The sequence below is a fragment of the Paraglaciecola psychrophila 170 genome, from assembly GCF_000347635.1.
In the GTDB taxonomy this organism is placed as follows: domain Bacteria; phylum Pseudomonadota; class Gammaproteobacteria; order Enterobacterales; family Alteromonadaceae; genus Paraglaciecola; species Paraglaciecola psychrophila.
Genome location: NC_020514.1, coordinates 278,597 through 292,148, shown reverse-complemented (window position 1 = coordinate 292,148; position 13,552 = coordinate 278,597). Strand labels below are relative to the sequence as shown.

The 13,552-nt window shown below is 41.7% G+C and carries 7 protein-coding genes and 1 pseudogene; 4 read left to right on the top strand and 4 right to left on the bottom strand.

Annotated features, from left to right (window positions below; all coding sequences use genetic code 11):
• Positions 1-80 precede the first annotated feature (80 nt).
• Positions 81-1,280 carry a 3-oxoadipyl-CoA thiolase gene (locus tag C427_RS01240; RefSeq protein ID WP_007637948.1) on the bottom strand — a complete coding sequence of 400 codons (1,200 nt, stop codon included), beginning with the start codon at positions 1,278-1,280 and terminating at the stop codon, positions 81-83.
• 25 nt (positions 1,281-1,305) lie between these two features.
• Positions 1,306-3,168: an acyl-CoA synthetase gene (locus tag C427_RS01235; protein ID WP_007637949.1), complete on the bottom strand. Its 1,863-nt coding sequence runs from the start codon at positions 3,166-3,168 to the stop codon at positions 1,306-1,308.
• A 183-nt stretch (positions 3,169-3,351) separates the two neighbouring features.
• Between C427_RS01235 and C427_RS01230 the strand changes: the two genes are divergently transcribed.
• Positions 3,352-4,773, top strand: coding sequence for a hypothetical protein (locus C427_RS01230; protein WP_015430285.1), 1,422 nt, complete (start codon positions 3,352-3,354; stop codon positions 4,771-4,773).
• Positions 4,774-4,882: 109 nt separating this feature from the next.
• Here the strand turns inward: C427_RS01230 and C427_RS01225 are convergent, their stop codons facing one another.
• Positions 4,883-6,997 carry a winged helix-turn-helix domain-containing protein gene (locus C427_RS01225; RefSeq protein ID WP_007637952.1) on the bottom strand — a complete coding sequence of 705 codons (2,115 nt, stop codon included), beginning with the start codon at positions 6,995-6,997 and terminating at the stop codon, positions 4,883-4,885.
• Between the two features lie 243 nt (positions 6,998-7,240).
• Between C427_RS01225 and C427_RS01220 the strand changes: the two genes are divergently transcribed.
• Both C427_RS01220 and C427_RS01215 read left to right on the top strand, forming a co-directional pair.
• A complete protein-coding gene (locus tag C427_RS01220; protein WP_007637953.1) occupies positions 7,241-7,780 on the top strand; it encodes a hypothetical protein in 540 nt (179 codons plus the stop codon).
• A 259-nt stretch (positions 7,781-8,039) separates the two neighbouring features.
• Positions 8,040-8,789, top strand: coding sequence for an NUDIX domain-containing protein (locus C427_RS01215; RefSeq protein WP_007637955.1), 750 nt, complete (start codon positions 8,040-8,042; stop codon positions 8,787-8,789).
• 302 nt (positions 8,790-9,091) lie between these two features.
• Here C427_RS01215 and C427_RS24390 read toward each other — a convergent pair.
• Positions 9,092-9,974 (bottom strand): annotated as a pseudogene (locus tag C427_RS24390) (IS982 family transposase).
• Positions 9,975-11,482: 1,508 nt separating this feature from the next.
• On the opposite strand from C427_RS24390, the gene C427_RS01200 reads away from it, so the two are divergent.
• Positions 11,483-13,507 (top strand): ShlB/FhaC/HecB family hemolysin secretion/activation protein, encoded by a 2,025-nt coding sequence (locus tag C427_RS01200; protein ID WP_007638549.1) that lies wholly within the window; start codon positions 11,483-11,485, stop codon positions 13,505-13,507.
• Positions 13,508-13,552 lie beyond the last annotated feature (45 nt).

Sequence of the window (13,552 nt, the reverse complement as noted above, 5' to 3'; positions counted from 1 at the left end):
TAATTCCTTACTTTTAGAACACTCTTTATTAGAGACTTATTAAAGACTCATTGGAGATGCGTTGGTGATTCATTGGAGATCTAAACACGTTCGATGACTACAGCGATACCTTGACCAATGCCAATACACATTGTCGCAAGTGCATAACGGCCACCGGTTTTTTCTAGTTGGCGTAATGCCGTCAACATAATCCGTGTTCCACTTGCGCCCAAAGGATGACCAATCGCAATCGCACCTCCATTTTGATTAACACGGGGGTCATCAAAAGCAATGCCAAGTTGTTTCATGCACCCTAACGCTTGTACTGCAAATGCTTCATTAAATTCTAAAACGTCCATATCGGCTAGGGTTAAGCCTGCTCTTGCTAATACTTTTCGGGTAGCTGGCACGGGGCCTAATCCCATTACTCGTGGTGGTACACCTGCTATGGCACCGGCAATAATTCTACCGCGAGGTTTGATACCCGCCTTTTCACCTACCTCTTTATTGCCAATGATCATGGCAGAAGCGCCATCATTGATGCCTGAAGCATTACCTGCAGTGACTACGCCATCAAATAAGGGGCGTAAATTACTGAGTGCTTCTAATGTAGACGCAGGGCGTGGATGTTCATCTGTTGTCACTGACAGTGCTGGCTTCTTGCGACCTTGTGACACCTCAATAGGAATGATTTCATCATTAAAATATCCGGCTACTTTTGCCGTTTCGTATTTTGCTTGAGAGGCGGCTGCAAATACATCGCATTCTTCTCTACTGATATGTAAATCGCTGGCAATGTTGTCTGCGGTTTCAGGCATTGAATGACCACCAAACTGCTTAACAATTTCTGGGTTAGTAAAACGCGCGCCCATAGTGGTATCAAACATTTCTTGTTGCCTAGCAAAGGCAGAAGTAGCTTTGGCTAAAACAAAAGGTGCGCGACTCATAGACTCAACACCACAAGCTACAAATAAATCACCTTCATTCGTTTTTACACATCGGGCTGCATCTAAGGCCGCGGCTAAACTTGAACCACATAAACGGTTAACAGTTAAACCACCGGTCTCAATTGGCAAGCCAGCCAATAACCCTGCAGTACGCGCTACGTTTCGGCTATCTTCACCCGCTTGATTAGTATTACCAGCAATCACATCTTCATACAGGCTTAAATCAAAGTCATTGCGTTGCACTAACGTTTTAATAAGGTGCGCCAACATATCATCAGGTCGAACCGAAGATAAAACGCCACCATGGCGTCCAAATGCGGTTCGTGCGGCATCGTAAATATATGCATCTTGCATGATTTTTCCTTATAAATTGATGTAATTAACCGTTTATGTATTTAACTAAAACTGGAAAAGCGATAAGTAATGTAGCGGCTTTATCTTGGTCTTGACTATTTGATAATTGAATATGTACCACCTGCCCTTTTTCAGGGTCAAATTCTGACTTAATGTGCGCGCTGATATCATGTTTTTTAAATAAATCATTAACACTAAATTCGGTGGCTTTATTACGTAACAACGGTTTGAAGACTTTGCCAACAGCTGTTACCGGTATGCTCTCAAGAATTTCGATACGCTTAGGGATAGCGGCCCTTTCGCTGATATGCTCTTGGCAAAAAGCCAATAATTCAGATGCTGTAGTTTGCTGCGTGTCTTGTGGCTTATTTTTTACCACTACATAAGCAACGGGTATTTCTCCTGAATGCACATCAGGTTGACCAATCGCCACTGCTTGAATAACTTCGGCATGGGACATAAGTGCATCTTCAATGATTTGAGGATCAATATTATGACCACCACGGATAATTAAATCTTTTGCTCGACCAGTCAACTGAATATGCCCTAGCGCATTAATCACCCCTAAATCACCGGTGTTAAACCACTGTTCTTCGACCCATGCCCCCTCATTATCACTTGCATTCAAATAGCCCTGAAAGATATTAGGACCTTTAACTAAAATGATGCCGGGTTCATTAATATCACAAACACGGCTAATTTTATTATCATTTAGTTGAGCAGCAATCACTCGGCTGTAGGGTATGCCATTGCCCACTGCCACCCCTTTAATATCAGAGCCAGGTAATACTCTAGCAATTAAACAAGATGATTCTGTCATGCCGTAACCATTGGTCACACTACAATTAAATCTTCGTTGAAAGGATAATTTTAATTCAAGGGGTAAAGGGGCTGATCCACAAGCCGCATATTCAAAACAACTAAGATCAATTTCCTCATCCGGTTGCTGTAATAAAACAGACATAATGGTGGGTACAGTAGGAAACCAACACACTTGATACTTACTCACAAAATACCACCAGTTTTTGACCGTGTTAGGGTTTCTAAAGCCCTCTGGGGTCATAATTACCACCGTACGACCCACAATAAACATCGACAAACTAGCGGCAATTACACCAAACACATGAAATAACGGTAATGCGTTCAATACTGGAGATTTACCGTGATAAGTATTAAACCCTGCATACACTTGCACTACAAAACTAATATTGTCATGGGATAGCTTGGCTATTTTAGGACGACCTGTCGTACCGCCAGTGTGAAAATACATCGCAATATCGTCACCATTAGGTTGTAAAGATTGTGCTAATCTTGCATCCGATTGAGTCGCTATAGCCTTATTAAAATCAGTCACGCTAACTTTTTTATGACTGCCCTCAGCAGCATGACTGTCATCTAGCAAAAGTAGGTGTTCAAGTGATGGCACACGTTCAATAATCTGCTGCACTTTATTACCCAATTCAGTCGCATCATCGAGAGAAACAGTGACTAATACTTTTGCTTTTACCTCATTCAATATTTCAACAATATGCTCAACTTGCAGTAGGTAGTTAATAGGATTGGCGATGCCCACCGCTTGTGATGCCCATATACAAAGATGAGTTTCAGTTAAATTCGGAAGTAGAATAGAGACAACATCATTACGCTCAATCCGTAAAGATTGATATAGGTTGGCTGTTTGATTGATTTTTTTGGCTAAATCAGCAAAAGTGAGTTGTTTGGCAGTTTCATCTCGAGAAGCGGTAACATGCTCAGCTATAGCTATATCAGCGGAATATTCATCTGCTGCATGGCAAAATACATCGTATGTTGTTTTACAATGATATCGTTCTTGGTAACTTATCTTTTCTAAATCAGCAAGTAATTCTAATTCTGTTTGTTTGGACATTAAGCACTCAATTTAATACAAGTTGTAATTATTTAATATTACCAAGACACTAACAATACCGGTAAAATAGCGTTAGCATTCTGCAATGCGGAATTGCATTTTGCAAGTTTTTTGGAAAACAACTCCATGTACTTTATATAAGAATTAGATAAGCAACCAGACCCATGCCAAATAAAGCTACAAATGAATAACTCGTCTTCTTGGTTGTTACCTCCTTGGCTATCTCCGCTATGTTTAGTCGTTATTTTTTTTGCAACGTTAATTACAGAATGGACGGGGTATCAACCACCCGCCATATTGGCTGTATTTGTGTTGCTAATATTTACTTTAGTCGAATGGAAAAATTTAGAATTAACCGCGAAAATCATCGCCATAGTGGCTATTGGCTTAACAATCGCATTGTTATTGTCATCACAAATAACATTTATACAGATAGCCATTTTATGTGGCAGCGTCGCTTTTTTTGTCATTTTTTTAATTGCATTGAGCCTCTTAAAAGAAGCGGCTTTAACCTCAAACTCAGTTAACCTAACGGGTCGCGCATTATTACAGCAACAACCTGTAAGGCGTTATGCGTTTCTTACCTTTGCCAGCCACTTGTTGGGCATATTAATGAGTGTCGGAGCCATTAATTTATTAGGCACCATGATCCACAGAAGTTTGCTTGACAACAAAGACACCGTGGACGCCCGTATTAACAGTGCAAGGCAGCGCCGAATGATGCTAGCGGTGGTACGAGGATTTTGTAGCATACCTTTGTGGGCACCAACGTCAGTCACTATTACTCTTTTAGTGACCACTATTCCCGAACTTAAGTGGATAGATATTATTCCTTATGGCTTGTACCTAACACTAGCAATACTATTATTTGGCATCTGGCTTGATCATGTTCAGGCCCCCAAGCACCTGAGACACCTTGCACCAGCCATATCCAATAATTTGTCAGATTTGAAGGTGAGCTACCCTATTGCTATTGTTGTTACCGCATTAGCAATAGTGTCTGGTTTACTGATATACATAACGTCTCTACGTCCCATAGCAGCAGTGTTAGTGAGCGCGCCGATTGTGAGCACAGCTTGGATATTTGCCCAGTATCATCGCAAACGAAATAAACTAAGCGCCATGCGATTAACCGTGAGACGTTTCACTAAAGACATCTTTTTCAAACTGCCATTACAACGTTCAGAAATTGTCTTTTTTGCCGGCTCAGTGCTGATTGGCCGCTTGTTGTTAACGGTGTTGAACATTGAATGGTTTGCGCAAAAATTAGCACATTTGAATATAACTGCTGCGCTGATACTCATTTTATCTTCTTGGGTAATTTTTTTAGCCGCGCTTTTATTTATCAATCCAATGATTTCAGTAACTTTAGTAGCCGGAGCCTTATCGCAATTACCCAGTGTCGAAAATATGCCTATAACCATAGCATTAGTGATGATGGTTACTTGGGCTGTAGTGATTGGTAGCTCCCCCACTACGACCTCTGTGCGTATTAGCGCAAAGATCACTGGAATTACTCCTTTTCATATGGGCATCAAGTGGAATGGTTTATACAGTGGGTTAGTGCTTTTAGTATTAGATCTTTATCTGATTGTGATGCTGTAATTGAAGACCTTAATGATTAGGCATGACACCTACACTTTTTATAATGTGCTCCTAAGTCGCGGATTGAGCACGTCATTAAATCGATTCATAACTTAGCATCCAAACTCGTTTACTTGATATTGGCTCGCAGTCCTAACACTACCTTGCTCTCAAATGCTTTAATCTGAATATTTAGTAAGGCTAGTTGTTGCTTATATTCAACGCTATCTAGCTGCTGCATTAATGCAAATGCTGCATAGGCACTGAATTGGTTATGGTGGTTGACCCAAAATCCCGATTGGTTTGGACGTTCAATAAGCGATAAAAACTGTGGCAAGGCTTGCTTTATCAGCATGGGTTGGGATGTTAATAAAGCTTTTTGCAAAGGCACTAAACTAAAAAATCGTGTGGTTTTTAAGGTGACCTGATTAACAAGTTGTCGCGCGATATCTGGGTCTTCTTGTTGTGTGATAAAACTTAAATAACTTTGCCAAAATCTGGCGTCGGGGGAATCGCCATAAAGCGATGCAGTATGGGCAAACCAAATTTCAGCCTGCTCAGACATGTCAACTTGGGTATATAACAGCGCCAAGTATATGCTATTTACAGGCGAGCCATCATCAATTTGTAAACAGGCTTTCATGACTTCAATAGCCTCAGAGACTTGTCCCTTTTGGCTGAGTATTTTAGCTTTCCACACATAAGCCCACGTGAAACTATTATCAATATTAATGGCGTGGTTTACAGATGCCAGCGCTTGGGTCATCTCATTACGCCAAAAGTGCACAATGGCTTTGTTTACATTTATCCAAGGCGAAAGAGGATCTATCTGCAGCGCCTTATCAGCATAAGTGAGCGCCGCGTCAAAATGATTTTTAGCTAAGGCTAACTCAGAATAAACATATAGACCTCGGGTATCCGAGGCATCGATACTTAATACTTGATTGAGCAATTGCTCGGCCATATCAAACTGTAAGTCTTCAATCGCCAACAAAGCGCCCGCTAAAAGGGCATTAATGTCGTTAGGATCAAGTTGTAAGGCTCTATCAATAGCCGCCGTAGCTTTCGTAACAGCGACGACCTTTTCCATGTAGATATCGTGATAGCTATACCTCGCGTAGATAAAAGCTAAACTACCGAACGCAGCGGCAAAATCAGGCGCTAGTTCTGTGGCTTTTATGAACGATGCTTCAGCTCGAAGAAACCACTCGCTGGTTTTTCCATTCATCCACCAATAATTTCCCTGAAGATAGGCTCGGTAGGCATTAATATCCACTTTTCCTGGTGCCGTTGTGAAATCTACTGATGCGCCTTTCCCAAACAGCTGGGCGTTGATATCTGAGATGATCCTTGTATTTAATTTAAGTAGATTTTCCATATTATCTTCATACACTTCGGACCAAACTGCATTATTAGTGTGTTTTTCGACCAAACGCACTAGGACTCGAATCCGCTCATTTGCCTCAGTGATGCTGCCTTCTACCCAATAGTTAAGGTTTAACTGCTCAACTAGAGAATCTAAAGCCCCAGATTCTCTAGCAAGGGCAAGAGCAGAATAATGTGCCAACACCGTCACTTTATCTGACTTTGCCAGTGTAATTGATAACTCTTCGGGGAGCATCTCAGCTAAATAGTCATTAGCGTCGTCACCAGTAAGATTGCGCCACGGTAGAAAGGCGATAATAGTTTCAGTTTTGGAGGCGTTGCTTTCGATCTTTTGAGCAACCTCTTGAGTCAGTAGCTTGGTCGCAGGGTCCTGATGTTCAGAAGTGTCCATCAATAAAACAAAAATCAGCAGAACAAACATTAACCCCAAGATTATAAGTGCTACCACTTTGCCTTTGTTAAATGATGTGGTTAAACCTGAAGCAGTGCTGTGTTTTGTGCTGAATTTAATAAATTCTTGCCTAGTTAGCCAAGTGACATCTGCCGATAGTCGATAACCTTTTTTAGGCACAGTGTGGATTATTTGACGAGTTTTACTGTCGTCGAATGTTAGGCGCAGCTGCGAGATTATCCGCGTCAGGGCATCTTCCATCACCACTCGTCCATGCCATACTTTATCCATTAATTCTTGTCGACTAACGGTCTCGCCGGCATTCAAAGCCAGCTGATAAAGAACATGCATCGCTTTGGGCTCTAGGTGACGACTTTCATCACCATGAAATACCCGATGATCACCCACGTCAATGTAGTAGTCACCTAGACGAAAATAACCATTTTCAGGTAGCGCTTTATCAGTCAATTTTCTGGTCCCACTTAATGATCACCCTAGCTGGTCCCATTCAATTATTAGCCAATATTTTCAGGTGATATGGGTATATAACCATCAACATTTGTTTTTAATCACAATTTCATCAGCTTTTTATCTGCTGTTCCTCAGGAATTTTTCCTACCGGTTCACCATACTGATCAAACCCACACGGCACAAGCAAGCAGTACAAGTAAACATGTATCACTCGTTCAAACACAGAAGGTAAATATCATTATGAAAACGGCAATCAAACTATACACTCCAGCAGTCTTAGTCATGCTGATGAGCATACCAATTAGTCAAGCATCAGCGACTGATGTCACTGTAGGCTCTCAGTTAATAGTGAAAACCAGCGTGGCCGAAGTTATTGGTGTAAGAGAAATTGAGTCAGGTAAATTGGAACAGGGTATCCGTAAAAGCAAGGCGGCTTTAGCCAAAACGTCAACTGTGTCTTTACGTAAACCGCTGCTTGATAACTTGTGTGTCGCTCATTTAGCCATTAACGATATGGAACAGGCGAACCAATACTGCCAAGCCGCAGTTAACACAGGTAGAGCTTCAGCTATTTCCTATAATAATCGAGCAGTGATGCATTATGTTTTGGGAAATTTTGAGGCTAGCCTTGAAGATCTAGATGCAGCCAGTAGTCAAGGTAGATTCCAAAACTTAGTGGCAGCTAATCTAAAAATAGTTAAACAGCAAAACGGACTGGACAAGGATTATGGCTTAGTGTCTGAAGAAGAGTCCTCACTTATCGCGATCACAGATCGTTGAAATCAACGACACCTGTGTTTACATTATTCAGCACAGGTGTCATCAACATAATGTCACAAGGTTTACTTTAGGCATCTCAGTAAACCCCTATCGAATTGAGCTGACTTAAACGAGGTTTGTCATCACAACTTTCAAAGATACCCCACTTAATTAATCCTATCCTATATTTTAAATGAATCGCCACTTTAGCACTGCGACTCACAGAAATTTGCCCTATAATGTCTCAAAAAATGACACGTTTATATAAAAGTGAGCAATTTTGTTAGCATTTGAGTACAACAGATTCAACGGTATCATAGTCGATAGCGACCAAATCCCTGAAGACATAGATGTATTTTTACCCCAGCTAAACGCTTTATTGAGCCATGCTAAGCAACACAACAAGGCGATTATCTGGTTAACATTGCCCCTTGATTTAGCTCATTTGATAGCAGTAGCCACCACACAGGGCTTCACTTTTCATAATTGTTTACCTACCGAAGTCACACTGATCTTTAAATCTCAACCTCAAGATTTTGTGCCTTTTATGCCCACTCATTCACTTGGGGCCGGTGGTTTAGTGCAAAATTCAAAAGGCGAAATACTCGTGATCCGCGAGCGCGGCGCCACTACTTACAAGTTACCCGGTGGCCACATTGAATTAGGTGAAACAATTGAAGATGCCGTGATACGTGAAGTACTAGAAGAAACAGGTATTCAGACCTCGTTTGATACTGTTTTAGGGATGGCTAGTACTCACCCTTACCGATTTGGAAAATCCAACATCTATATGGTGTGCAAGCTTGTCCCTATTTCGACACAAATCGATATTCAAGATACTCACGAAATTGATGATGCCAAATGGGAATTACCCCAAGATTACTTGGCCGATAACAACAACAGTGTATTTAACAAATATTTGATTAAATCGTTACTAAACGCTTCAGGATTAAGTAAATCTACACTAGACCTCAGTCAATTCTCGAAACTCAAACATGAAGTTTTTTTGGCCGAGAATACACCTAAATAAAGATTGGTCGATGTAAGGCTGTTTCCAACACTGCTTTTTATTTCGATAATTACGTGGCTAATACGAACGGGGCTCTTTCCGCTGCTGATATTCCTGCAGCATCTGGAGGGCTTTTTTACCTTTGGGTTGGGCGCTATCACCAGCCCGCTAGTCACTGGATGGGCAATGCAACATCTTGATTCTTCCGCTTTCTGGTTGGTGCTTGGGCCAACTTTTGCGCTATTGCGCTTTACGCACTCTTCAGTATGACACAGCGCGCAATGGTCCCCGTGAACGAAACCGATAGCTAACCTAAGATCTGCTTAAGCAATAATCATAGAGTTCAGCTCTAAGTTAGTTAAATTGAAGCTTGGCTTATTTTCTTTTAAACAATAAGCGACCAATCCCGCGAGTAATTCAGCATAAAGCCGTTCATACTCCGATGCCTTGAGTGTTCGATATAAGAAATATTCTTAAGTTGGTCGTTTATTGTTTCAATTATATAGCGCCTTGAAAGCATGGCTCTATCCCACAACGATATAGCTCTTGCTTTCATATTTTTGCGAACGGTTGTGATGAGACTTACACCTTTGTCTAATAAATCTGCTTCCAAATCTTTACTCAAATAGCCTTTGTCTCCATACAATTTATCAGTCAAACCTTCTGCTAATTCACGTATGGGTTGAGTGTCATGCACATTGCCAGTTGTGACTTTCGCAGCAACAATTTCACCGTGATGATTGACGACTAAGTGGAGCTTAAAACCATAAAACCAACCCATAGTACCTTTACCTCGTTGAGCGATACCGTCGAAGGTTTTATGTCTAGGTATTCGATGTTATGACACACCTTGATGCTTGTAGAGTCAATGAATTCATGTCCTGATGGCTTTCCTTTAAGTGATGTAAAGTAGGCACACATGAGCACGGTAACTCTAGGCATGACCGCTAGAAATCGTGTGTAATTCAATAAATTTGGAAACGCATTTTTGTACACAAGAGATACATACCCAAGAGAGTAGTTTTTGAAATCACGGTAATGTGACATATGAAAACTGACGACAATCGTCATAATTTCACTGGTGGTCATTTGCCCTTCTCTTTGACGTTTTCGCGTACCGTCTTCAAGCAGTTGTTTACACCATTGAGGTATAAATACTTTGCAAAAATCATCGACATCACAAAACAACTCAACAAATTTACTCATGCCTGTTCCTTTTTAGATTCATCTCTTTTAGTCGAAAGTTCGGATCTTGGAACAGGCATTTAGTTCAATTTATTAAACAGGATTCAGGTTAATTACCTAAATATCCTACCCACTGCGTCAACTGTTGCGGTGGAGGCTGCGGGCGAATGGGCTGTCGAAAACGCAGAGGCGGAACGCGACGACATTTAGATTTGACGTTACCAGTTTGGGTTGAATTTTTTCGTTTACCACAGGATATATAAAATTACGCTTCTAGTTGCATAGAAGGAGCTCGAAACGGTCCGAAGCTTGACGCTTGCGGTGACCTGTCTTTATTCTACCATTTGGATAAACATGCACGCGGCGCACTGGAACATATCTCGGTGGGGCACGTGAACTGTAGTCAAGTCTGGATCAGCTAGTCGCGCGATCTCTATGTCATCGGACCTAGTAACAGAGATATCTTTTGACACATTCAGCCCATCTCTATCCCCGCCCTCAAAGCCCCTACGGCTAACACGTCGTTGCCGCACACCACCACGGTTATTTTCGGCGCTTTGGCGAAGTAAAGTGCTGCCTCAGATAAGTCTGTTCGAATAAAATCAGTTCATCATCATAAGAAAAAGCAATATTAAAAACTGGTTTGCACAGCAGCGGGAGATGCTTATTTTAAATTATTAATAACTTAAAATAAGTTGAGTAATAGACGAAAGATAGCCAACTTTCACTCCCTTAAAAATATAAAATAGATGTCAAGATGACAAATATGAGGCATCATATTAATTCTCCGAAAAGTGTCGTTCTATTTTACCTATACTCGAGTCTTGCATTCACTTAAAACCAGGCAGTGGTGGCAAGAGCGAGCGAAATAACAGTCAAGATCAGCTCGCTGGTGGTGGTTTTTCCCCGCTGCTAGTGGTGAGTGAAGGTGAGTCAAAAAAGCTGAATGGTATTGGTCGTTATGAAGCTTCTGTCAATGATTTAAACCTTATTGCATAAACAACAGTACTTGCTCTAGTCGTATTGCCAGATGAGCAACCGGCCAATAATATTTCGGTCAAAGTGGCCAAGGGATACTTGTAGTGGCTCAGTCAACGAACTGATTACGCTTATCGCTTGCCGAGTTATCGTGAATGGTTTCAGCACTCAGTGTTGGGGTGAGGGTGAGCAGGCCAACCTTAACTGCCTTCTAGAATTTGGTCCAACTAACAAAGGTATTGAGCTAGTTGAGATTAAAGCTGGTAAAAATAACAAATATAGTTTAATAAATCATGTTGGTAATCTACAGGAGTGAAGCCTCGACGATGATAAAAAATTGATGGTGGCTGGTTGTCATCGGCAGCATCCGGTGAGCCGGTGCTTAGTTACGACAAAAAACTCATGACTATAGTGCTGATCAACACACCGGTTTCCGGGTTGTACGCGACATCAGTAAACATAACAGCGAGTAATTAATAACATTGTAAACAATGTAAATATATATAGTTAAAAACCACTTTGATGTTGGCACAGAATATTAGGAATAGAAGATGTTGAAGTTGGTAAATATGCTCACATTATGTGAAAAATTAGGATTGCGACAGGGTTTTATCGCAGTCCTTACTGCGTCGGCTATTGCAACGGTTTCGACTGAAAGCTTGGCACAGGAGGTCAGCGGCCCTAGCTTTCGCAGCTTGGTGCGATCAACCTTTGAACAGGACGGGATAGCTAAAGGCGACCAAGACTTGACCAAAGAGTTCTACCGGCGCACAGTTGAAGCCAATGAGCCTAAACTTGAAACTGAAATCCCAAGACAAAACTTACGCGACGATGGCCCGCGTATCTTCGTTAAAAAATTTGAGTTTGCGCGATTAGTTGAATATCCCGAGGCCGGTATTACCCGCGCCGAGGTCGAAACCATAGCCGAAGATCTTCGTTGCACCTACATGAAAGAAGATGAAATTTTCGCCAGCGGTTACATTCGCACCGATCTTGAAGAATTGGCCGACTACCTCAATGAAATTGAAGCTATAGACAACACCAAAAACCTTTCTGGCAAAGACCTACAACAACTGAAAAATATGATGCACAAGCAAAATGCCATACGGGGTGTCAGTTATGCCGATCTGGAAGAAATCACCAACAAATTAACCGCCTATTATCGCAAGCAGGGTTTGTTTTTGGCGCAGGTGCAACTTCCGGCGCAAGAAGTTGCCGACGGCGTTATTACGTTAACAGTGCAAGAAGGTATTTTGGGTAAAGTGGTAGTTGAAGATAACCAAGGTTATAGCTTTCAGCAACTGTCCAAGCCGTTTAAGCACTACATCGGCGAATTGGTTAGGGACACACAAATGGAGGAGGGCTTGTATCTACTCAACGATTTACCGAGTCTCAATGTAACTGGTTATTTTTCGGCCGGTGATAAACCCGGTGAAACCACCCTCAACTTAAAAGCAACTGAAGACGCCTCATGGAATATGACCACACATGCTGATAACCACGGCTCAACATTCACTGGTGACAACCGTATCTCCACCTTGTTGGAATGGTACAACCTTACCGGTAACGGCGACGCCCTGACCATTAGTTATTTGAAATCAAACACTGTAGAAAACTTTGACAACGACTTTGGTTCTGACCTCGGTCAGTTTAAATATAGTATCCCGGTATTTGGTTTGCGCACGCGCTTTGAAATTTCGGCCGTCTACAACCAATTTAAGCTGGCTGATCAAAGTAACGAGAATAACAGCATCAACTTGCTCGAAATCGAAGGTGTTAACAAGACCTATGCCATGGGCTTAGATCATAAATTCTTTCGTTCGCGGGCTTTTAACATGTCGGCAGGTGTCAGTATTACTGATAAAGAAACTGAGCTTGAAGCTATTATCGAAATTGGTACCGGAGAGCATGTTCGTGGGGGTGAGGTGTCTTTCTCTATTGATGCCTTAAATCAGTCGGTGCAGATGTTGAATATGTTAAACTTTAAGGTTCAGTTTGGCGAGCACCAGAACGAAGTCGACGAAGCCCGGAGTAACAATTTCTATAAATTCGCCCTCGATACCAACTCACTAATTTTTGTCCCGATCCCCTTTATCGATTCTAAAAGCCGTCTCATTATGAAGTGGCGTGTGCAGTACAGTAACGAAGCACTGCCGGCTTTTGAGCAGTTATCCCTTGGTGGTGCCAACGGTGTGCGTGCTTATAATGTCCGTGACTTTTCGGGTGACCAAGCGGCGCTGTTAAGCGTCGAGTGGTATTTCAATTTGCCAGAAGTTATTAACGTTAACGTCTGGGGCGGCAAACGCCTTAACGAAGTATTTCAATTTGGTTTAATTGCTGATGCCGGTTATGGCTCACTTAACGGTTACGAAGCCGATGCTGTTGATAATTGGGCGGCTCTAGCAGGTGCTGGCCTAACCTTTAAGTTAAATTGGGAAGAGAAATTTGCCATACAACTTTCTGTTTCGCACCCAATGATGTCGAAATCATCAGAAGGATTAAACAGCAGCAAAGCAAGTTTTGTTGATGAAGCTAAATCGGCCCAAGTTTATGTCGATTTTTCATTCTTCTTTTAATTAAATAAATAACATTGCGACGGATAGCACACCACTGTGTGGGCC